This window comes from Marinobacter sp. L-80 (assembly GCF_056859395.1).
In genome coordinates this window covers 69,596-91,781 of record NZ_JBSXOI010000076.1, presented here as the reverse complement: position 1 = coordinate 91,781, position 22,186 = coordinate 69,596, and the positions used below count along the sequence as shown (strand labels likewise).

Here is a 22,186-nt window from a genome sequence, read left to right as displayed (position 1 = left end):
CAAAACGATCTATTAGAAAGGTGTCAGTTATGGGGCCAGGATTTGGCGCGCGCAGTGGCATTCTTACCCTGACGATTAAAGACAAAGCGGTACTTTACGCTGCGTACATGCCTTATATCCGTCAGGGTGGTCTGTTCATCCCCACCCAGAAACAGTACCAACTGGGCGACGAGGTTTTCCTGCTTCTCAATCTGATGGATGAGCCGGAAAAGATACCGGTCGCCGGCAAAGTAATATGGATAACACCCAAGGGTGCCCAGGGTAATCGGGCGGCGGGGATCGGCGTCCAGTTCAACGGGGATGACGAAACCGCCCGTACCAAGATTGAATCCTACCTGGCAGGCTCGCTGAGTTCGGATCGACCAACCCACACGATGTAAGGGTGAAGCCTGCATGAATGATATGGCGATGCTCACGGAAGCTTCGGAAGGCCAGGCAGGGAGAGAACTCACTGGGAAAACCTCTCAGGCCTTCAGGGAGTCTGAGTGGAAACTCAGGCACATCACCCTGGCCGGCCTTAGCTGGCCTGCCGCTACTGATGCCCAAGATAATACACCGATCATAATGCTGCATGGTTGGCTCGATAACAGCCTTACCTTTGTGAAGCTCGCACCGGAGCTGGCGCGACTCGGGCCCGTCTACGCGCTGGACTTCGCCGGGCATGGCCATTCCGGGCACCGGCCAGAGGGGCAGAGTTACCTCTTGATGGACTATGTGGCGGATCTTGCCGAGCTGGTTGAACGCTATTTCCAGGAAACACCGGATGGCAGGATCAACCTGGTCGGGCACTCGCTTGGGGGGATTGTCGGAGCGCTCTACGCGGCCGCCTTTCCGGAGCGAATTCGAAACCTTGTCATGATCGACAGCCTGGGCGCACTGAGCCGTCCGGTTAAGGAAACCATTCCCCAGCTCCGGAAAGCTGTGAAAAAACGCATTGCCGGCTCTGGCCGCCAGGTTGTCTATCCGGATATCGCCACGGCCGCCAAAGCACGGGAGGGCGGGCTGAGCCCGCTCAGCCCCGAGGCCGCGCTGACACTCATTCCGCGCAATATGAAACCCGAGGGAGAGGGCTACGTCTGGCAGACCGACCCAAGGTTACGGCACCCGTCTCCATTGATGATGACCGAAGAGCAGGTGCTGGCTTCGCTGTCTGCTATCGAAACCCGTGTGCTTTTTGTCAGAGCCGATGCAGGACTTCTTTCGTACAGAAAGGATCTGGATAAACGCGCTGACGCTATCGCCAACCTCCAGATCGTTAACGTGCCGGGAGGTCACCATTGCCATCTGGATGGCGAGACCGGGCCGGCTGCAACAGCCATCAGACAATTCCTGGAAAATGAGTAATCGCTTGCTGAAATTACTGTTCACACGTTTCTTGGTTCCGATCCTCGGATTATTGGCTCTGTCTTCCGGTGTGCAGTCTGCTCCGGAGGATATGCCCGAGGCCTATCAACAGTCGACGCTTGAAGATACGGTCTCGATTCAGTCGTCGGGACACCTGGTATTGTTCAGCCCCGTGCGGGAAGTCAATAACGAGATTCGCTCCGAAACCCTGGCCCGCTTGCCCGTGACTGGGGAAGGGCGCCTGTACCGGATTGCCCGAGACTCAAGTCGCGAGGAAGCGCGGGACCACTACCTCGCTCTATTGCGCGAGAGAAACGCCCAGATTCTGTTCGAGTGCTCCAGTATCCGTTGTGGAAGAAGCAACGTATGGGCGAACCAGATCTTTAATCAGGCGGTTCTCTATGGCCGTGATGCAACCCAGGATTATCTGGTGGCGGGCACCGTTGCCGAGGACGGCGCCCGTTGGCTGACCCTCATTTACACGGTGACTCGCGGCAACCTTCGGGAGTATGTGTGGGTGGAGCACCTGCGGGTCGAATCCGGCGCGACCATTCCCGGCTTTGGCACCATGGCCAACCGCGTTGAAGGGCCGATTATTGTTCCCTGGCAAGGCGGTGTAACCTACCGGTTCGACTGGCAGGCAACGGATCGTAGGCGGGTGAATGATCTGGCCCGTGAAGAGGGTACGGTGGTTGCACTGGTGGGCTATTCTGTATTGGAGACTGATGAGTCCTTCAGTGATGCGATGGAGCGTGCCCGCCTGGCTACCGAATCGTTGTCGGAGGTCCTGTCCAAAACGGGTGTCTCCCGGGCTCAACAGGAGATAATCGTTGTGGGGCCGGCAGGTGTCTTCAGTGATCCAGACAGGCAGGGCGACCGGGTAGAAGTGGTGGTGATCTCGAGGTAATGATTATGGGCACATCAAAGGATGACGATCAGGATCCAAAGGACAAGCCCTCAGAGAAAGATCCGCAGGACAACGTCTCGAAGGTCCTGAGCAGCTCTGATGTCTCCGCTACCCGTGCTCCGGCAAACCCGGAAAAAGGCAAAGACCGGAACAAACCGCGCAAGACCGTGGCTCTGACGCTGGGAAGTGGTGGTGCCAGAGGGTATGCCCACATCGGCGCCATCGAAGTTCTGGTGGAGCGTGGCTACGACATCGTTGCTATCTCCGGCTGTTCCATGGGGGCCCTGATCGGCGGTATGTTCGGAGCCGGCAAGATGCAGGACTACAAGGACTGGGTTACCGGTCTGGGCCAGTTCGATGTCCTCAAGCTCCTGGATGTAACGTTCAATTCCGTGGGCGCTATTCGAGGCGAGAAGATTTTTTCGGTTGTAAGGGAAATGCTGGGAGATACCCGGATCGAAAACCTGCCCATTGCCTTTACGGCCGTGGCGACAGATCTGCTCGCCCACAAGGAAATCTGGTTTCAGGAAGGGCCTCTGGATCAGGCTATCCGCGCTTCGGTGGCGATTCCAAGTGTTGTCACACCTCTCGTTCTCAATGGCAGAGTCCTCGTGGACGGTGCCTTGCTCAATCCTTTGCCAATCATCCCGACCATTTCCTCCCACGCTGACATCATCGTTGCGGTCAATCTCAGTGGCGAGGATGACCGCCGTCGACGGATTCCGGACGCTGCGTTTACTCCGGGCGAGGCTGAAAACACGGATATGGACGAGTGGGTGGATACCATCCGTGAGAAGGCCTCGCGCTGGTTTGACTGGGATGCCCTGAAATCCCTGACTGCCCGGAAGCCGGACAACGGTGACAGCCCGGAAGAAAAGATCAGCCGGGCAGTGCACAAGAAAGAGCATCAAAAGCAGACGGAGAAGAAGCCGGCTTACAAGAAGAGCCAGGAAGAGCACGAAACCATCGACTGGGACAAGCTCGGGATCGGCAAATTCGATGTGATGAACCTCACCATCGAGACCATGCAGAGTGCGCTTGTGCAGTACAAGATCGCGGGCTACCCGCCGGATTTGCTGGTGAATATCCCGAAGAATGCCTGTCGGAGCTACGATTATCACAAGGCCCCGGAATTGATTCAGCTGGGCCGTGAGCGGATGGCTGCTGCGCTGGATCGCTTTGAAGAAAGCCGGAACAGCTCCGGGCCTCTGGCTATCTGAACAATTTGTTGGCGGGGGCGGGCTGCAGTCGAGCGGGTAAACAGCGTATAATCCCGCGCTAACACGCTCTTGCACAGGATGTACGTTAGTGACCAGCCCTATTGACGACCTTCACAGCGTTCGGGATTACCTCCGCTACGCCTCCTCTCGGTTTGCTGCTTCGCCGCTGTTTTTCGGGCATGGCACGGACAATGTCTGGGATGAAGCTGTTCAGCTGGTTATGCGTAGCCTGCACCTTCCCCTTGAAAACAACACTCTGTTCCTGGATGCCCGTCTAACGCGGGAAGAGCGGGAGCTGGTACTGGAAAGAATCGCCCGGCGCGTGGATGAGCGCGTACCTCTGGCGTATCTGCTCGGTGAAGCCTGGTTTATGGGCATGCCCTTTCATGTTGACGAACGGGTGTTGGTACCGCGCTCCCCCATTGGTGAATTGATCGAGAATGGCTTTCAGCCGTGGCTCGGAGACAAGCCGGTGGAACGCATCCTTGATCTTTGCACCGGGAGCGGGTGTATTGGCATTGGTGCGGCATCTGTTTTCGGCGAGGCGGAAGTCGATCTGTCGGACATTTCTCCGGATGCACTTGAAGTGGCTGAATCCAATATCGACCTGCACGGAGTCCGCGAGCGGGTCCGTACCGTACAATCCGATGTCTTTGACAATATTGAAGGTCGCTACGACGTGATCGTTAGCAACCCGCCCTATGTGGATGCAGACGATCTCTCCAGCATGCCGGATGAGTACCGCCACGAACCTGAGCTGGGCCTTGCCGCCGGTAAAGACGGGCTCGACATCGCTCACAGAATCATTGCCAAAGCGGCCGAACATCTTACTCCTGGTGGACTACTGGTCGTGGAAGTCGGTAACAGCTGGGTTGCAATGGATGAGGCGTATCCGGATCTGCCACTAACCTGGCTGGAGTTCGAGAATGGGGGCGATGGCGTCTTTCTGATCACCGAGACGGACCTGCGTCAGTGGCAGGCTTCCAGTTAAACTGAATTCTCATAAAAGCTGAACAAGATACTGAATTATGTCGGGAAACTCTTTCGGAAAACTGTTTACGGTTACCTCATTCGGCGAGAGCCACGGGCCTGCGCTGGGGTGCATCATTGATGGCTGCCCTCCGGGACTTGAGCTTTCGGAAGCGGACATGCAGCGGGACCTGGATCGCCGAAAGCCAGGAACATCCCGGCACACAACCCAGCGTCGTGAAGCCGACGAGGTGAGAATCCTGTCAGGCGTTTTCGAGGGTAAGACCACCGGAACGCCGATTGGCCTGCTGATTGAAAACACCGATCAGCGGTCCAAGGATTACTCAAAGATCTCCGAGCAGTTTCGGCCGGCTCACGCTGATTACACCTACATGCACAAGTATGGTGTTCGCGACTATCGCGGCGGTGGTCGTTCGTCTGCCCGTGAGACCGCCATGCGGGTTGCTGCGGGTGCTGTTGCGAGAAAATTCCTTGAGCAGCGCCTGGGTATCCGGATTCGCGGCTATCTGTCGCAGCTGGGGCCCATCAAGGCCGAGAAACTGGATTGGGATCAGGTTCACCAGAACCCGTTCTTCTGCCCGGATGCGGACAAGGTTCCCGAGATGGAAGCTTATATGGATGCCCTGCGCAAGGAGGGGGATTCCATCGGTGCCCGGATCAACGTGGTTGCCGACGGTGTGCCACCGGGTCTCGGCGAGCCGATCTTTGACCGCCTGGATGCGGACCTTGCCCATGCACTGATGAGCATCAATGCGGTGAAGGGCGTCGAGATTGGCGCCGGTTTCGACTGCATTGACCAGAAGGGCACCGAGCATCGTGACGAGATGACGCCGGAAGGGTTCCTTTCTAATAATGCCGGTGGTGTGCTTGGAGGTATTTCCTCAGGGCAACCGATCGTGGCCAGTATCGCATTGAAGCCCACGTCGAGTTTGCGTTTGTCGGGCCGGAGCATTGATGTGAACGGCGATCCCTGTGAGGTGATTACCACCGGCCGTCACGATCCATGTGTCGGCATCCGGGCGACACCTATTGCTGAGGCGATGATGGCCATTGTGTTGATGGACCATTACCTGCGGCATCGCGGGCAGAATGCGGATGTTTCTGTTTCTACGCCGGTGATTGGGCAGCTCTGATTTTGTTTGTCAGGCTTGGTGAAGCTGCTTTGGCGGCACTCACTGCCCAAAAAACGCCCGTGAATACTTCCCTGTAGGGCTTGGTCGCGCCATCCTTGGCGCTCCACATTTTTGGGCAGTGAGTGCCGCCAAAACAGCCGGACTTGCGGGGTATTTCTATCTACTGGCGCCTCTCTAACCTCTATTTCTGGTTCTTCGCCCTCCTTGGCGGGCTCTTGCCGTATTGGTCCCTCTACCTTGCGGGCCAGGGCTTTTCCTACCTCCAGATCGCCACCCTCATGGCGACGATCCAGCTCACCAAAATCATTGCGCCCAGCGTCTGGGGTTGGCTCGGCGACAAGACCGGCCAACGGGTTCGTCTGGTCCGGTTCGGCGCCATCATCGGCTCGCTGTTCTTCGCCGGTGTGTTCATGGAACCGGGGTTCTATGGCCTGCTGCTGGTCATGCTGGCGTTCACGTTTTTCTGGAATGCGATCTTGCCGCTGTATGAGGTGATCACGCTTCGAACCCTGGGCGAGCAGAAAGAGAAATACGGGCGGGTTCGGCTCTGGGGCTCGGTGGGGTTCATCGGAGCGGTTGCGCTGGTTGGCGGTTTTCTGGAACTGGTGCCGATTCAGAATCTCCCGTGGTTGTTGCTTCCGGTGTTTGCGGGCATTGCCGTATCCGCATTTCTGGTGCCTGCGGAGCGAGGTGAGCGAAAGCCGCCGGCTCCGAAAGGCAGTTTAAAGGCCATCGTCACGCACCCGGCAGTGGTGACGTTTTTTCTGATGAATTTCCTGCTGCAGGTTTCGCACGGAGCTTATTACACGTTCTTCAGTATCCATCTGGAGCAGCACGGCTACGGCAAGCTGTCGATTGGTTTGCTGTGGTCGCTGGGTGTTTTTGCGGAGATCGCACTGTTTCTGGTGATGCACCGGTTAACGCGCAATTTCACGGTTCGCCAGATTGCGATCGGCGCGCTCACGCTCACCATGATTCGATGGGTACTGATTGCAGAGCTGACGGATGTTGTCCTCGTCCTGCTGTTCGCCCAGCTGCTTCATGCAGCATCTTACGGCGCGCTGCACGCTATCTCTGTCCAGTACATCCAGGGCTTTTTTGGCAAGCACCATCATGGGCAGGGGCAGGCCCTCTACAGCGGCCTCACCTTCGGTGCTGGCGGTGCGCTTGGGGCCTGGTTGTCGGGCTTCCTGGTGGATGGGTTCAGTACCTCGGCGGCTTTCTGGGGTGGTGCGGCCGCCATGGCCCTCGCAATCGTGATCACCTGGCGAGGCCTTCGGCCGCCGCCAGCCCATGGCGAGGGGTAAAACTCAGGCGCTTTCTTCTTCCTGCACGATGGTGAGTAACGCTTTGGCCGCGTTGCTGAGCTGCCGCCCGGATAACCCGATCCCCCCGAGGACACGAGAAACCGGCTTGCCCACGTCCAGTACCGTAAGGCTGTCGTCAATCATGCGCAGGGGCAGCACACTCCAGCCCAGGCCCACACTGGTCATCATCTTGATGGTTTCCAGGTAGTTGGTTGGCATTTGCGGATTCAGGTGCAGATTCGCCTCCAGAAACAACCGGCTCACAACCCGATAGGTTGCGGTGCTGGTGTCGGGCAATAGTGCCGGGTGGTCTGCTAAGTCTGTAAGCCTCGGATTTTCGAGTGACGCCAGGGGGTGCTCAGCGCCCGCCACAAACACCATCTGGTCCGGCCATTGAGCAAACACATGAAAGCTCGGTTCCATGCTGTCACTCAGCGTCACGAATGCCAGCTCCGCATTACGTTTACGCATCTGCTCGTAGGCGGCATCGGATTCCATGAACTGTAGGTTGATGGACACCTGAGGGTATTCCCGTTTGAACCGTCGCAGCCAATTCGGCAAATGATGCAGACCGATGTGATGGCTGGCGATGATTTGCAGCTCGCCCTCGACTTGCCCAGAGTCCGGCGACAACGCCACCCGGGCGTTGTGAATTTCATCGAGGATCCGACGTGCATGGGGAAGCAAACGACTGCCGGCATTGGTCAGACGAATCTGGCGGTGGCTCCGATCGATCAGGCTGGTGCCAAGCTGGTTTTCCAAGGCGGCCAGGCGTTTCGAGATGGCCGGCTGTGTCAGGTGCAGGATTTCCGCGGCTTCTGAGAAGGAGCCCTGATCGACAATGGTCAGAAAAGCTTTTAATGCGTTTGAATCCATGCATTCGTTCCTGATTTTCAATTTGGCCGAAGGTCCCGAGTTGGAACAGCGTTTTCAAAACACGCCGACAAGCACGTCCATGTGGGCTCGAATCGGGCCATCCCTGGCCCTCTACGGTTTTGAAAACGCTGCTCCAACCCGCTCCCCAGAGTGTGGCCAATATCCGCAGCGCATGGGGAGTATGGAGGGATGAGCCTCCCAAAACCGTGGAGCGCCAGGGATGGCGCGACCGAGCCCTACATGGATGTATTTACGGGCGTGTTTTGGGAGGCTTATCCCTTCATGCGACCTTCTCAGAATCTTAAAGTATTACCATAAGGCATGCGATAGATAAAAAACATGAATTGAGGTTATCCGGTCGCAGGCGGTAAGATACCGTTATCAAACGTCAGAACCAAAAACCCCCAGAGAGTGAGAGAGAACCATGGCGGGCAAAACCTTATACGACAAATTGTGGGACGATCATCTCGTCAAACAGCGCGATGACGGCTCCGCGTTGATTTATATCGATCGTCAGTTACTGCACGAAGTGACATCACCCCAGGCATTTGAAGGCCTGCGTCTGGCGGGGCGGAAGCCGTGGCGGATTGATGCCAACATTGCGACGCCGGACCACAACGTGCCTACCACGGATCGTGATCGTGGTGTCGAAGGTATTGTTGACCCGGTTTCCCGGATCCAGGTGGAAACACTGGACAAGAACTGCGACGAGTTCGGGATTCTAGAGTTCAAGATCAAGGATCAACGCCAGGGCATCGTGCACGTTATCGGGCCCGAGCAGGGCGCAACGTTGCCGGGCATGAGTATTGTTTGTGGGGATTCCCATACATCTACCCACGGTGCTTTCGGTTGCCTGGCTCATGGTATTGGCACCAGTGAAGTTGAGCATGTGCTGGCTACCCAGTGCCTGGTGCAGCAGAAAATGAAAAACATGCTGGTGAAGGTCAATGGCAAGCTGGGTCCGGGCGTTACCGGCAAGGATGTTGTGCTGGCCATCATTGGCAAAATCGGGACTGCCGGTGGTACCGGGCACGCCATTGAGTTTGGCGGCGAAGCCATCCGGGGCCTGAGCATGGAAGGGCGGATGACCATCTGCAACATGTCCATCGAAGCCGGTGCGCGGGTTGGTATGGTAGCGGTTGATGACACCACCATCGAATACGTTCGCAATCGTCCGTTTGGGCCCAAGGGCGGGCAGTGGGATGCTGCAGTTGAATACTGGCGCACCTTGCATAGCGATAGCGATGCAGTCTTCGACAAGGTTGTTGAGCTCGAAGGCTCGGAAATCCAGCCGCAGGTGAGCTGGGGTACGTCGCCTGAAATGGTGGCCGGAATTGATGGCAAGGTGCCCGATCCGGAACAGGAAGCCGATCCGATCAAGCGTGAAGGCATTGTTCGCGCTCTCAAGTACATGGGTTTGCAGCCCAATATGGCGATTACCGATATCAAGCTGGATCGTGTGTTCATTGGCTCCTGTACCAACAGCCGGATTGAGGATCTGCGCGAGGCCGCGGCCGTGGTGAAAGGGCGGAAGGTGTCGCCGATTCTGAAGCAGGCCATGGTGGTTCCCGGTTCCGGTCTGGTGAAAGCCCAGGCGGAGCAGGAAGGTCTGGACAAGATCTTTATCGAAGCCGGTCTTGAGTGGCGCGACCCGGGCTGTTCGATGTGTCTGGCCATGAACGCCGACAAGCTGGGGCAGGGGGAGCATTGTGCTTCCACGTCGAACCGGAACTTCGAGGGCCGTCAGGGCTTTGGCGGGCGTACCCATCTGGTGAGCCCGGCCATGGCTGCTGCTGCCGCAGTAACCGGTCATTTCGTTGATGTCCGTGAGCTGATGAACTGATCCACAGGAGAGAACCATGCGCGCATTGAAGCAACACCAGGGCGTTGTCGCCCCCATGGACCGTTCCAACGTGGATACGGACATGATTATTCCCAAGCAGTTTCTGAAGTCCATCAAGCGCACGGGCTTCGGCCCGAACCTGTTTGATGAGTTGCGGTATATGGATGAAGGCAAACCGGATCAGGATTGTTCCACCCGTCCGATTAATCCGGATTTTGTCCTGAATCAGGACCGCTACAAGAACGCCAGTGTATTGTTGGCGCGACGTAACTTTGGCTGTGGTTCAAGCCGGGAGCACGCACCCTGGGCTCTGGAGGATTTCGGGTTCCGGGTGATTATTGCTCCGAGTTTTGCCGATATTTTCTATAATAACTGCTTTAAGAACGGGTTGTTACCCATTATTCTTCCAGAGGAAATTGTCGATCGTTTATTCCGGGAAGTGGAGCAGAGTGAAGGCTATCAGTTGGCAGTCGACCTGGAAGCCAGGACTGTAACTACCCCATCCGGCGAAACCTTTACCTTTGAGGTGGATGATTTCCGTCGTCATTGCCTGCTGAACGGCCTGGATGATATTGGCGTGACGCTGGAAGATGCTGAGCTGATCCGGTCTTACGAAGATAGCCGCCGTAAAACTGCGCCCTGGCTGTTTGGTGCTGGGCGGTAATAGGCAGTCCGATTACGCTGGCTCTAATTCGACCTGAAGGAATGGAACAAGGAAAAAACATGCCCAGAACTATCCTGATGCTTCCCGGCGACGGTATCGGTCCGGAAATTGTCGCTGAAGCGGAAAAAGTGCTCAACAAGATCAATGATCAGTTCAGTCTCGGCCTGAATTTCGAGTCCGGCCTCGTGGGCGGTGCGGCGATTGATGAAACCGACACACCGCTGCCGGATGAAACCCTCGAAAAGGCCACCAGAGCCGACGCGATCCTTCTGGGTGCCGTGGGCGGTCCTCAGTGGGACAGTCTGCCGATGGCCAAGCGCCCGGAGAAGGGGTTGCTGGGGTTGCGCTCTAACCTGGACCTGTTTGCAAACCTGCGCCCGGCAATTCTTTATCCGCAACTGGCGTCCGCCTCTTCTCTGAAGCCGGAAGTTGTTTCCGGGCTGGATATCATGATTGTCCGTGAACTGACTGGCGGCATCTATTTTGGTCAGCCGCGCGGTATGCGCGAACTTGAGAGCGGAGAGCGCCAGGGTTACAACACCTACGCCTACACAGAATCGGAAATTCGTCGTATCGGGCGGGTGGCTTTTGAGGCCGCGCAGCAGCGGGGCAAAAAGCTGTGCTCCGTGGACAAAGCCAACGTGCTGGAAGTGACTGTTCTATGGCGGGAAATCATGAACGATCTCCGCCGGGAATATCCGGACGTGGAGCTGTCTCATATGTACGTGGACAATGCCGCCATGCAGCTGGTCCGTGCCCCCAAGCAGTTTGACGTGATTGTGACTGGCAACATGTTTGGTGATATTCTTTCGGACGAAGCGGCTATGCTCACCGGCTCGATCGGCATGTTGCCATCGGCGTCGCTGAACTCCGAAAAGCAGGGCATGTATGAGCCCTGCCACGGGTCTGCGCCGGATATTGCCGGGCAGGGCATTGCCAATCCGCTGGCCACCATCCTCAGTGCTGCCATGATGCTGCGGTACAGCCTGAATGAGGAAAAAGCTGCTGAAGCCATTGAAGCGGCGGTCAGCAAGGTCCTGGATCAGGGTCTGCGAACAGCGGACATCATGTCTGAGGGCGCAAAGAAAGTGTCCACCCGGGAAATGGGGGAGGCGGTTCTGGCTGCACTGTAAAGAGGCCAGGCCCTGACAGGCGTATTTGAGACCCGACGGCAACGCGATGCAGTTGCCGCGGGATCACCCATCCTGTCCCTGCCAGCGATAAAGGCATGGGGCGGGCATAAAACGAGGTCTGAAGATCGCACATGAAGCGAGTTGGACTTGTAGGTTGGCGTGGCATGGTGGGCTCGGTCCTCATGCAACGCATGCGTGAAGAAAACGATTTCGCCGATATCGAACCGGTGTTTTTCACCACATCCCAGGCTGGCAAGCCTGCGCCGGACGTGGGAAAAGACGACGTTCCTCCTCTGCAGGACGCGTTTGACGTCGAGATTCTGAAAACCATGGATGTCATCGTGACCTGTCAGGGTGGCGACTACACCGGCGCGGTTTATCAGAAGCTCCGTGACGCGGGCTGGGAAGGTTACTGGATTGATGCAGCCTCCACCCTGCGGATGGTCGACCACTCTGTGATTGTTCTGGATCCGGTCAACCGAAACGTGATTGATGCTGCGCTTGAGAAAGGCGTCAAGGACTACATCGGTGGTAACTGCACCGTGAGCCTTATGATGCTGGCTTTGGGTGGCCTGCTTGAACAGGATCTGATCGAGTGGGTGTCGCCCATGACTTATCAGGCGGCTTCCGGTTCTGGCGCTCAGAACATGCGCGAGCTGTTGAACCAGATGGGCGAGCTCAACAAAAGCGTCCAGTCCGAGCTGGATGATCCTTCCTCCGCGATTCTGGAGATTGACCGCAAGGTAACCGAAACCATGCGTTCGGACGGCTTCCCGACCGAGCACTTCCAGGTGCCCCTGGCCGGCAGTCTTATCCCGTTCATCGACAAGCAGCTCGACAACGGCATGAGCAAGGAAGAGTGGAAGGCGGGGGTCGAGACCAACAAAATTCTCGGGCGCTCCGATAACCCGATTCCCATCGACGGCATCTGTGTGCGGATTGGCGCAATGCGCTCCCACAGTCAGGCGCTGACTATAAAGCTGAAGAAGGATCTCCCGGTTTCTGAAATCGAGTCGATCCTTGCGAAAGCGAATGACTGGGTGAAAGTGATTCCCAATGATCGTGATGCGACCATTGAGGAACTTACTCCAGCGAAGGTGACCGGTACCTTGAGCGTTCCTGTCGGCCGTATCCGCAAGCTGACCATGGGGCCGGAATACATTTCCGCGTTTACGGTGGGTGATCAGCTCCTGTGGGGTGCCGCTGAGCCGCTGCGCCGTATGCTCCGGATCCTTCAGGAGCGTTAAAAATTGTTACACAGAGGCAATAAATGCCAACTGTGTCCGGTTTCGATAAACCGGTGAGGGGGCGGAGGCTGATTTCAGCCTCCGCCCCTGTTATTTTCAAGAGCGCTAGGTAGTTCCGCGTGATTGATAAAAAAATGGTACAAGGATTGCGGCTGATTGATTGATAAAAGAGGTTTTATCAACAATACTTGCCGGACTGAAAATTAAAAAGAACACATAATAACGAGAATTATCAAGACGAAAGTCATCCAACCTCGTCCGATTCTGTTTGAAAAAGAGCAGTAACGAATAACGGAGACTGGAAAGGAAAAAGCATGAAGGTACGCAAGCTTGCGGTTGCCCTGGCTCTGGCGGGAGGGCTCGGATCCGGCGTCGCACAGGCCCTGGGGCTGGGTGAAATAGAACTTCAGTCCTATCTGAACGAGCCACTGGACGCAGAGATTGTTCTGCCCCAGAGCCGTGGCGTCAATCCAGCGGACGTGTTCGTCAATATTGCCTCGGAACAGGCATATGAGCGGGTGGGGCTGGATCGCAACCAGTTTCTCAGTAAGCTCAGGTTCCAGGTGGTCACCGGCAATGATGGCAGTCTCATTGTCAATGTGTCCTCCCGTGAACCTCTGAGGGAACCGTACCTCAACTTCCTGCTTGAGTTGACCTGGCCAAACGGCCGGTTAATGCGGGAATACGCCGTTCTGGTGGATCCACCTGTATACGCGGAAGAGTCCGGCGTGCAGGAACAGGTCAGCACTCCAACAGTCTCCACGTCCCAGACAACCAGCCAACCGACGACCACTCGCAGTGCCGAATCAGTTCGTCGCCAGGCTCAGGCCGAGCGGTCGCTGGGTTCCGGATATCAGGCTGATACATTCGGGCCCACCGGAGCTTCAGACACATTGTGGACCATCGCGTCTCAAGTGCGTCCAGACAACAGTGTCTCTATGCAGCAGGTCATGCTGGCAATCCAGGACCTGAACCCGAACGCATTCATTGGCAATAACATCAATCGACTGAAGCGCGGTGAAGTGCTGCGTGTCCCGTCTCTGGACCAGATCCAGAGTCGAACTCGCGCTGAAGCTACTCGCGTGGTTGCACAGCAGAATCAGGAATTCCAGACTCCCCAGCGCACAGTCGATGCAACCGCCGAGCAGCAGGCAGCGTCCGCGCCTCAACAGCAGGCTGGCGCCGGAGGTGATGAACTCAAACTCGTGGTGTCCGAGGACGCCGGCAGTGAGGCCAGCGAAAGTGGCTCCGCGGGCGGTGACAGCGAACTGCCGGGCGGCGTTGATGCCGGCACAGCGGTCGCGATGGAAGAGCTCGAAAGCGCTCGCCGGGAGAACGATGAGCTGAACAGTCGTGTTGAGGACCTGCAGGACCAGGTGCAAACTCTGCAGCGCCTGCTTGAGCTCAAGAATACCCAGCTTGCTGAAATGCAGCAGACTGCTGGTGATGAAACGGCAGAGCAGACCGCACCCGTTGAAAGTCCGGCTGCCGATGACGGAGCAGCGGAATCTGTCGCCATGGACGAGGCCGTTGAAGGTGATACGGCACCCGTCGATTCGGACATGATGGACGGTGAAGCTGGGGATGCGGAAGCTGCGGGTGAATCAGGCGACATGGCCGAGTCCGAGGCTATGGTCGATGAAACTGACGAAATGGTCGGTTCCGATCAGGCAACCGATGATCAGATGGGTGCCGATGCCGGTGACGCATCAGAACAGGCTGAAATGTCTGGAGCGGATGAGCCCGCGGTTGCGGCTACCGATGATGCGGTTGAAGCAACTGAGGCGGCGGAGCCAGCCCCGACACAAACAGAGCAATCTGCAGAGCCTGCGCCCAAGCCTGCTCAACAGGCTCCGGCTGCCGATAAAGGTTTCCCCGGTAACGTTATTGATGCCATAACTGGTAATCCGATGTATCAGATTGCCCTTGGTGGCGGTCTGATCGTTCTGCTGTTGCTTCTCCTGCTGCTTGCCCGCCGCAATGCAAACCGGGAAAAGGCGTTTTACGAACAGCTGAACAATGAAACCGACGAAGAAACGGATTCCTTCGATCTGAGCCTGGATGAAGAGGATCAGCAATCTGCGGCGGGCGACGCCCTGGCCGAGGCTGACTCTTACATTGCCTATGGCCAGCATGATCGGGCTGCCCAAGCTCTGGAAACCGCAATTTCCCGTGAGCCCAGTCGCACCGATCTGCGCCTGAAGCTGCTGGGTGTCTACGCAGATACCCAGGATCGCGACTCTTTCGAAAAACAATTCGGAGAGGTCGAGGCTCTGGACGATGAAGAAGCGCTGACCACTGCGAACGAGCTGCGCGCGCGGCTGGAAGAGGCGGAGTCGATGCCCAGCATCGATGACCTTGAATCTCAGTTGCGTTCCGATTCGTTCGCTACGTCCTATGATTCTGACGAAACCGGTGATGAGTCCATTGAGAAGCAGGACAAGCCTGAATCTGAAGAACTTCTCGCCGATCAGTTTGATGCTGAGAAAGAAGAGCCGGCCGAGAACGAGTTTGGCGACTTTGATTCGGACCTTTCAGAGACTGACCTGTCTGATTTCGAGCTTGATGAGCTTGACGAATCCGAGGCCAGCAAGGAGGACGCATCCGGCGAGGGCAAAGAAGAAAGCCGTGACGATATGATCGAATACGATCTGTCGGGCCTGGAGCTGGAATCGGACGAAGAAAAGCCTTTGACCGAAGACACCTCCGAGCTTGAGGAGTCCACAGACTGGGATCTGTCTTCGGAATTCGAAGAGGACTATGACAAGCCATCCGGCGCAGAGCAGGAGCTCGACGATTCTGATGACGACCTGAGCCTTGATCTGGAAGAGGGTGATCTGGAAGAAGGAGACCTGGCGGAGGAGCAGCCAGCAGGAAAACCGGAAACAGCATCCGAGGAGGGCACTGAGCAGGTTGCTGACACTGACGGCGAATCTGATATTGATTCGCTGGACGAGTCATTCCTGGACGAGCTCGATGCTGAACTGGACAAGGTAGCCGGTGAAGAAGACGAGCTTGGTGGCAGTGAGATGGAAGAATCTTCGCTGGACGACCTGGAACTGGACGTCTCCGATGAAGACCTGGCCCTGATGGAAGAGTTTTCCGATTCTGCCGATTCAGCCAACCCCGAGGAGAGCGAAGAGGCGTCACTTGATGAAGAGCTTGGTCTTGAGGACACACTCGGTGAGGGCGATGCAGAGGAAGCGGATCCTGAACAGACGGTTGAAGATGCCGAGGATCTCGAGCAACTGGGTGTAACTGATGAGCTCGAAGACTCGGAGACACCTGAAAGTGATCTTGATCTCCCGGTTGCGTCTGATGAGGTTTCCGATGAGTCGCGCAAATCGCAGGTTGCGGACATTGATGAAAGCGAACTCGGTGACGAGGACGATTTCGACTTCCTGGCCGGAACCGATGAGGCCGCTACCAAACTGGATCTCGCGCGGGCCTACATCGAGATGGGTGATGCCGACGGAGCTCGCGACATCCTGGAAGAAGTCTCCCTTGAAGGAAACGAAGACCAGAAAGCAGAGGCGCAAGACCTCCTTAAAAATCTGTCCTGATCCGTTATAATCGGGTCTGACAGGTAGCAAGCGCCGGCCGCCGGGTATCTTCCCGGCAATAAGGTCGGCGCTTTGTTTTTATAGAACCATTCTCTTCGGATTCGCACTTGTTTCTCGAGACTCAGCAGCTCTCCACCGATAACGCCGTAGGCGCGGGCCGCGTCGCACTTGCCTTCGAATATGATGGGCGTGGGTTTCATGGCTGGCAGCTCCAGAAATCCGGTGTTCGATCGGTGGAAGCGGAACTGACGGCAGCGGTGGCAAAGGTTGCGAACCATGCAGTTGATCTGGTGTGTGCGGGCCGTACCGATGCCGGCGTGCACGCCAGCTATCAAGTCGCTCATTTTGACACTCCTTCTGTCCGTAACCTGCGCTCCTGGGTTATGGGAATAAACACGGCGCTGCCCGATGACATTTCCGTGCACTGGGCAGGAAATGGAGTCGGGGATTTCCACGCTCGATTTTCCGCGACCTATCGGCGTTACCGTTACATCATATACAACCATCCAGTGCGTCCGGGTATACAGCGGGGCCAGGTAAGCTGGACCTTCCGCCCACTGGACGCAGATCGCATGCACAAAGCCGCCCAGGCATTGGCCGGAGAACATGACTTTTCCTCTTTCCGTGCGGCCGGGTGCCAGTCTCGAACACCGATTCGGTTTCTGGAACGTATTTCGGTAACCCGGAAACGGGATTTTGTCGTAATAGACGTGCAGGCCAACGCGTTTTTGCACCATATGGTCCGGAATATCGCCGGTGCCCTGATGGCGGTTGGTTCGGGAAAGCAGCGACCGGAGTGGATTCATGAGATACTGGTCGCCAGAGATCGGACAGCTGCAGGTGTAACAGCGCCTCCCCATGGTCTGTATCTGGTCGATGTGGGGTACCCCGACGAATTCGGGATTCCCGCTGTCGAATGCGGCCCGGGCTTTCTGCGGCCCTGGTTCACTCGGGAAGAGAACAGTCCGTTCACCCCAACACACATCCATGTCAAACAGCGGGTTCCGAGCCAATGAGCGCAAGGGTCAAAATTTGCGGCCTTACCCGTCCCGAGGATATTGACGGGGCTGTTCAATTCGGCGCCGACGCCCTGGGCCTGGTTTTTTATGAACCGAGTCCCCGGTCAGTGTCGTTGGACCAGGCCGCCGAGTTGGCAAAGCGTGTTCCGGCGTTCATGTCGGTGGTCGGATTATTTGTTAATCCATCCAGGCAGGAAGTCGAGGCGGTTCTCGAGCGGGTGCCACTGGATTTGCTGCAGTTTCATGGCGACGAATCGGCGGATTTATGTGCCAGTTTTGGTCGACGCTGGATCAAGGCCATCCGGGTCCGAAAGGCAGGGCAGATTGAAGCCGCCTTCGAGGAGTTTCACAACGCTTCCGGCCTGCTGGTCGATGCCTGGGATCCAGACCGGTACGGAGGCACAGGAAAATCGTTTAACTGGGATCTGATCCCTGACTACCGGCCGCTTCCGATCATATTGGCCGGGGGTTTGTCATCTGATAACGTATTTGCCGCTGTGAAACAGGTGAAACCCTGGGCTGTAGATGTCAGTGGCGGTGTTGAACAGGACAAAGGCATCAAGGATATCCAGAAAATTTCTCATTTTATTAAAGAGGTTCACCGTGTCTGTAAAACTGACTGAAGAAATGCTGAGCGCACTGCCGGACGCGCGGGGTCACTTCGGCGCCTTTGGTGGGCGATTTGTTTCCGAGACTCTGATGGATTCCCTGATGACGCTCGAGAAAGAATACGCCCGCCTGAAGAAGGATCCGGAATTCCAGGCGCGGTTCGACAAGGAACTGGCGGATTATGTTGGCCGGCCAACCCCGCTGTATTTCGCCGAGCGTCTCAGCCGTGAAACCGGCGGCGCCCAGATCTGGCTCAAGCGTGAAGATCTTTGTCACACCGGTGCCCATAAGGTGAACAACACGATCGGCCAGGCGCTGCTTGCCAGTTTCCTCGGTAAAAAGCGGATCATTGCCGAAACCGGTGCGGGTCAGCACGGTGTTGCCACTGCCACTGTTTGCGCGCGTCTGGGTCTTGAATGCCATGTGTTCATGGGCGCGGAGGATGTCCAGCGACAGTCTCTGAACGTGTTCCGGATGAAGCTTCTGGGCGCGACGGTACATGCCGTTCAGGGTGGCACCAAAACCCTAAAGGATGCCATGAACGATGCGATGCGTGACTGGGTGGCTCACGTGGACGACACTTTCTATATCATTGGTACCGTTGCGGGGCCGCATCCATATCCGCTGCTGGTCCGGGATTTCCAGTCGGTAATCGGTCGGGAAACCCGTCGTCAGGCGCTGGAGAAAACCGGCAAGTTGCCGGATGCCCTGGTCGCTTGTGTGGGTGGTGGTTCCAACGCCATTGGCATGTTCTATCCGTTCCTTTCTGACGAATCGGTACAGCTTTACGGTGTCGAGGCTGGCGGCCTGGGCATTGATACTGGCAAACACGCGGCACCACTCTGTGCCGGTCGTCCTGGCGTGCTTCACGGTAACCGCACCTACCTGATGGAGGACGAAAATGGCCAGATCGCAGGTACGCATTCGGTGAGTGCCGGCCTGGACTATCCAGGGGTGGGTCCAGAGCACAGCTGGTTGAAGGACATTGGCCGTGCCAATTATGTGTCCGTTACCGATGACGAAGCGATGGAAGGGTTCCGGAAATTGACCCGCGTCGAGGGCATTATGCCCGCGCTGGAAACGGCTCACGCTGTCGCTTATGCCATCAAACTGGCGGCGACCATGGACAAAGACCAGACCGTTGTCATTAACGTTTCCGGGCGTGGCGACAAGGACATTAACACGGTTGCCAAGCTTGAAGGCATCGAGATCTGAAGAATTAACAGGAGCAGGCATGAGCCGAATTGAAGGGGTCCTCAAGGCCCTGAAAGGACAAGGTCGTAAGGCACTTATTCCCTATATTACTGCCGGTGACCCGCATCCCGATGTCACGGTAGATCTGATGCACACGCTGGTTGAGGCGGGGGCAGATATTATCGAGCTGGGGGTGCCGTTCTCTGACCCCATGGCAGACGGCCCGGTAATCCAGCTTGCCTGTGAGCGGGCCCTGGTGCACGGTACCTCGCTGAGGCAGGTGATTGCCATGGTCAAGGAGTTCCGGAAGTCAGACGACGCAACTCCGGTGGTTTTGATGGGCTACCTGAACCCGATGGAAGCCATGGGCTACGAGCGTTTTGCGGATGCTGCCAAGGATGCTGGCGTCGACGGCATTCTGACCGTTGACTTGCCACCGGAAGAGGCCGACGAGGTTGCTCCGCTGTTCACCCAGCGAAATCTCGACGCCATCTTCCTGCTTTCACCAACCACGACCGATGACCGGATCCGGGCAATCAGTGAGCACTCCTCCGGTTATGTGTACTATGTTTCTATCAAGGGTGTGACGGGATCGGCCACCATCAACGTGGAAGAGGTAGCTGCCAAGGTGAATCATATTCACGAACTGACAGCTCTCCCGGTGGGTGTTGGTTTCGGTATTCGTGATGCGGAAACTGCCGCGGCGGTCGGTCGGGTATCCGATGGTGTAATTGTTGGCAGCGTCCTGGTCGATACAATAGCCAGAAATCAGGCAGATACCGACCAGCTCAAGCGGGCATTGACGGATCTGCTCCACCCGATGCGTGAAGCACTGGACAGTCTCGCCTCCTGAATGAAGGGGAGGAGGGCAAACAGGCGTCAAAGGACAGGATGAGACCATGAGTAACTGGCTGGACAAGATAATGCCGAGCAAGATTCGCTCGGAGTCGAAACAGAGAACGGGCGTTCCGGAGGGGTTGTGGAAGAAATGCCCCAAATGCGGTGCCTTTCTCTACAAGCCGGAACTTGAGAAAAACCTGGATGTTTGCCCCAAATGCAACCACCACCTGAGGGTGACTGCGCGTCGGCGCCTCGAAATTTTTCTTGATCCGGAGGGTCGTGAAGAAGTTGCCGCTGAGCTTGAGCCTTGGGACCGATTGAAGTTCAAGGATAGTAAGCGGTACAAAGATCGTTTGTCCCAGGCGCAGAAAGCCACTGGGGAAAAGGATGCCCTCGTAGCAATGAAAGGCACGACGCTCGGGGTTCCTTTAGTTGCCTGCGCGTTCGAATTTGGATTCCTTGGTGGCTCTATGGGGCAAGTTGTCGGGGAGAAGTTTGTCCAGGCCGCAAATGTTGCTCTCAAGGAGCGTATCCCGTTGGTCTGCTTCTCAGCCAGCGGCGGCGCCCGCATGCAGGAAGCGATCCTGTCATTGATGCAGATGTCGAAGACAGCCGCTGTGCTTGAGAGGATGAAAGTTGAGGGTATTCCCTATATCTCTGTGATGACGGACCCTGTCTTCGGTGGCGTGTCCGCCAGTCTGGCCATGCTGGGGGATCTCAACATTGCAGAGCCAAACGCATTGATCGGCTTCGCCGGCCCCCGGGTTATAGAACAGACGGTTCGTGAAAAACTGCCGGAAGGTTTCCAGCGTAGTGAGTTCCTGCTTGAGCACGGCGCGATTGACATGATTCTCCATCGCCACCAGATGCGCGAACGCATTGCTCATGTGCTGGCCAAGTTTACCGGCCAGGAGCGCCCGGGAACCGAAGACCCGATCGAGTTTGAAGTCTCGGAGAAGCCCGAAACCGATGCCCCTGCCGAGTAACCCTGCAGACCAGCCCCCGGCATCGCCGGGGGCTGGTGCCACCGTCGATCAGTGGCTTACCTACCTGGAAGCGATACACCCTACAGAGATTGATCTTGGCCTGGACCGGGTCCTCGTGGTCCTGCGGCGGTTGTTCCGACGAAAGCCGTCCGCCCGGATCATCACTGTGGCTGGCACTAACGGCAAAGGCAGCGCGGTTGCTACTGTTGAGGCGCTTTTGCGCGCGGCTGGCCGCCGGACTGGCGCCTACACCTCGCCCCATCTACAACGCTATAACGAACGTGTGCGTCTTAATGGTGAGGATATCTCCGACGACGCGCTTGTCAGCGCATTCGAAGCCGTTGAAGAATCACGCGGCAATGTCTCTCTTACCTATTTCGAATTCGGAACCCTTGCCGCTTTCGTGGCCTTTGCCGGTGCGGGCCTCGACGACTGGGTGCTGGAGGTTGGCCTGGGTGGGCGGCTGGATGCTGTCAATGTCCTGGACGCGGATTTTGCCATCCTGACATCGGTGGACATCGATCATGTTGCCTTCCTTGGCGACAATCGCGAAGTCATCGGGTTTGAAAAGGCCGGTGTCCTTAGGCCGGGCATCCCCTCGGTCTATGCCGATTCCGATCCGCCACGTTCGGTGCTCCAGCAGGCCACTGCGCAGAAAGTCGAACTGGCTCTGCTGGGGCGTGATTATGAGCTGGTGACTGAGCAGCGAGCAGGCGATGATGCTCCGGCGGTAGAGCTTCGCCATAAAGGCCGGGCGATTCGTCTGCCCGCCGGTCCATTGCCGATCAAAAGCGTGGCAGCCGCCGTGGTTGCCATACGCGAGCTTGAACCGAACCTGCCGGTACCAGTCATTGAGCAGGTGCTTTCAGGTCTGAGTGTACCCGGGCGTTTCGAGCGTGTTGGTTCCGCACCGGATATCTTCCTGGATGTTGGCCATAACCCTCATGCTGCCGGTTGGTTGTCTGGTCAGCTGAGTCAACTAAAATCCCCGGGCAGACGGGTGCATGGTGTTTATGGCGCCCTCGCTGACAAGGACGTGGCAGGTGTGGGCAGAGCCATGGTTGATGTGGTCGATGCCTGGTATCTGGCCGGTCTCAAGGTACCAAGAGGCCTGTCCGGTCAAGACCTGCAAGCAAGACTGTCCGATTCAGGGATCCAGGCGACGGCTTTTGAATCCGTGCGGGAGGGCTTGGTTTCAGCATTGGCCGTGGCTGACCCGAACGATCTTGTGGTTGTGTTCGGTTCTTTCTTCACGGTCGCTGAAGCACGCGAGATTCTGCTCGCTGGCAAGGTAGCCGGAAGCTAGGCAGG

Annotated in this window: 19 protein-coding genes; 18 read left to right on the top strand and 1 reads right to left on the bottom strand. The window is 56.9% G+C overall.

All coding sequences use genetic code 11. The features are described 5' to 3' along the window. Positions 1-29 precede the first annotated feature (29 nt). From AC13E3_RS19075 to AC13E3_RS19045, 7 genes are all read left to right on the top strand, one after another. Entirely contained in the window at positions 30-380 is a 351-nt protein-coding gene (locus AC13E3_RS19075; protein ID WP_008171779.1) for a PilZ domain-containing protein, read from the top strand. A 28-nt stretch (positions 381-408) separates the two neighbouring features. Beyond that, a complete protein-coding gene (locus tag AC13E3_RS19070) occupies positions 409-1,344 on the top strand; it encodes an alpha/beta fold hydrolase (RefSeq protein WP_482902418.1) in 936 nt (311 codons plus the stop codon). Further along, positions 1,337-2,251, top strand: coding sequence for a DUF4892 domain-containing protein (locus AC13E3_RS19065; RefSeq protein ID WP_104271217.1), 915 nt, complete (start codon positions 1,337-1,339; stop codon positions 2,249-2,251). The genes AC13E3_RS19070 and AC13E3_RS19065 overlap by 8 nt, the downstream gene beginning before the upstream one ends. A gap of 5 nt (positions 2,252-2,256) precedes the next feature. Beyond that, a complete protein-coding gene (locus AC13E3_RS19060; protein WP_039881905.1) occupies positions 2,257-3,471 on the top strand; it encodes a patatin-like phospholipase family protein in 1,215 nt (404 codons plus the stop codon). Positions 3,472-3,559: 88 nt separating this feature from the next. Beyond that, positions 3,560-4,462: a 50S ribosomal protein L3 N(5)-glutamine methyltransferase gene (gene prmB / locus AC13E3_RS19055; RefSeq protein ID WP_104271219.1), complete on the top strand. Its 903-nt coding sequence runs from the start codon at positions 3,560-3,562 to the stop codon at positions 4,460-4,462. Between the two features lie 37 nt (positions 4,463-4,499). Further along, positions 4,500-5,594 carry a chorismate synthase gene (aroC, locus tag AC13E3_RS19050; RefSeq protein WP_014577195.1) on the top strand — a complete coding sequence of 365 codons (1,095 nt, stop codon included), beginning with the start codon at positions 4,500-4,502 and terminating at the stop codon, positions 5,592-5,594. A gap of 122 nt (positions 5,595-5,716) precedes the next feature. Further along, positions 5,717-6,901 (top strand): MFS transporter, encoded by a 1,185-nt coding sequence (locus AC13E3_RS19045; RefSeq protein ID WP_482902345.1) that lies wholly within the window; start codon positions 5,717-5,719, stop codon positions 6,899-6,901. 3 nt (positions 6,902-6,904) lie between these two features. Here AC13E3_RS19045 and AC13E3_RS19040 read toward each other — a convergent pair whose 3' ends face one another. Next, entirely contained in the window at positions 6,905-7,777 is an 873-nt protein-coding gene (locus AC13E3_RS19040) for a LysR family transcriptional regulator (protein WP_092032463.1), read from the bottom strand. 424 nt (positions 7,778-8,201) lie between these two features. On the opposite strand from AC13E3_RS19040, the gene leuC reads away from it, so the two are divergent. The 11 genes from leuC (at position 8,202) to folC (ending at position 22,181) form a co-directional block, all read left to right on the top strand. Next, on the top strand, positions 8,202-9,620 hold the full coding sequence (gene leuC, locus AC13E3_RS19035; RefSeq protein WP_008171760.1) for a 3-isopropylmalate dehydratase large subunit: 1,419 nt from the start codon (positions 8,202-8,204) through the stop codon (positions 9,618-9,620). Positions 9,621-9,636: 16 nt separating this feature from the next. Beyond that, on the top strand, positions 9,637-10,284 hold the full coding sequence (leuD, locus tag AC13E3_RS19030; protein WP_008171758.1) for a 3-isopropylmalate dehydratase small subunit: 648 nt from the start codon (positions 9,637-9,639) through the stop codon (positions 10,282-10,284). 59 nt (positions 10,285-10,343) lie between these two features. Beyond that, the gene (leuB, locus tag AC13E3_RS19025) at positions 10,344-11,417 is read left to right on the top strand and encodes a 3-isopropylmalate dehydrogenase (RefSeq protein WP_482902344.1); all 1,074 of its coding nucleotides are present in this window, start codon (positions 10,344-10,346) and stop codon (positions 11,415-11,417) included. 131 nt (positions 11,418-11,548) lie between these two features. Further along, complete coding sequence (asd, locus tag AC13E3_RS19020) at positions 11,549-12,664, top strand: aspartate-semialdehyde dehydrogenase (RefSeq protein ID WP_273156528.1); 1,116 nt, start codon at positions 11,549-11,551, stop codon at positions 12,662-12,664. Between the two features lie 314 nt (positions 12,665-12,978). Then, a complete protein-coding gene (locus AC13E3_RS19015) occupies positions 12,979-16,227 on the top strand; it encodes a FimV/HubP family polar landmark protein (RefSeq protein ID WP_482902343.1) in 3,249 nt (1,082 codons plus the stop codon). 107 nt (positions 16,228-16,334) lie between these two features. Continuing rightward, entirely contained in the window at positions 16,335-17,243 is a 909-nt protein-coding gene (gene truA, locus AC13E3_RS19010; RefSeq protein ID WP_273085490.1) for a tRNA pseudouridine(38-40) synthase TruA, read from the top strand. Continuing rightward, on the top strand, positions 17,240-17,869 hold the full coding sequence (locus tag AC13E3_RS19005) for a phosphoribosylanthranilate isomerase (RefSeq protein WP_482902342.1): 630 nt from the start codon (positions 17,240-17,242) through the stop codon (positions 17,867-17,869). Before truA ends, AC13E3_RS19005 begins: the two co-directional genes overlap by 4 nt. Further along, positions 17,862-19,070, top strand: a complete 1,209-nt coding sequence (gene trpB, locus AC13E3_RS19000; RefSeq protein WP_373274847.1) for a tryptophan synthase subunit beta — start codon at positions 17,862-17,864, stop codon at positions 19,068-19,070. The genes AC13E3_RS19005 and trpB overlap by 8 nt, the downstream gene beginning before the upstream one ends. Before the next feature lie 19 nt (positions 19,071-19,089). Continuing rightward, positions 19,090-19,902 carry a tryptophan synthase subunit alpha gene (trpA, locus tag AC13E3_RS18995; protein WP_008171746.1) on the top strand — a complete coding sequence of 271 codons (813 nt, stop codon included), beginning with the start codon at positions 19,090-19,092 and terminating at the stop codon, positions 19,900-19,902. 46 nt (positions 19,903-19,948) lie between these two features. Beyond that, complete coding sequence (accD, locus tag AC13E3_RS18990; protein ID WP_008171745.1) at positions 19,949-20,875, top strand: acetyl-CoA carboxylase, carboxyltransferase subunit beta; 927 nt, start codon at positions 19,949-19,951, stop codon at positions 20,873-20,875. Beyond that, the gene (folC, locus tag AC13E3_RS18985) at positions 20,859-22,181 is read left to right on the top strand and encodes a bifunctional tetrahydrofolate synthase/dihydrofolate synthase (RefSeq protein ID WP_482902341.1); all 1,323 of its coding nucleotides are present in this window, start codon (positions 20,859-20,861) and stop codon (positions 22,179-22,181) included. The genes accD and folC overlap by 17 nt, the downstream gene beginning before the upstream one ends. The last annotated feature ends 5 nt before the right edge of the window (positions 22,182-22,186 follow it).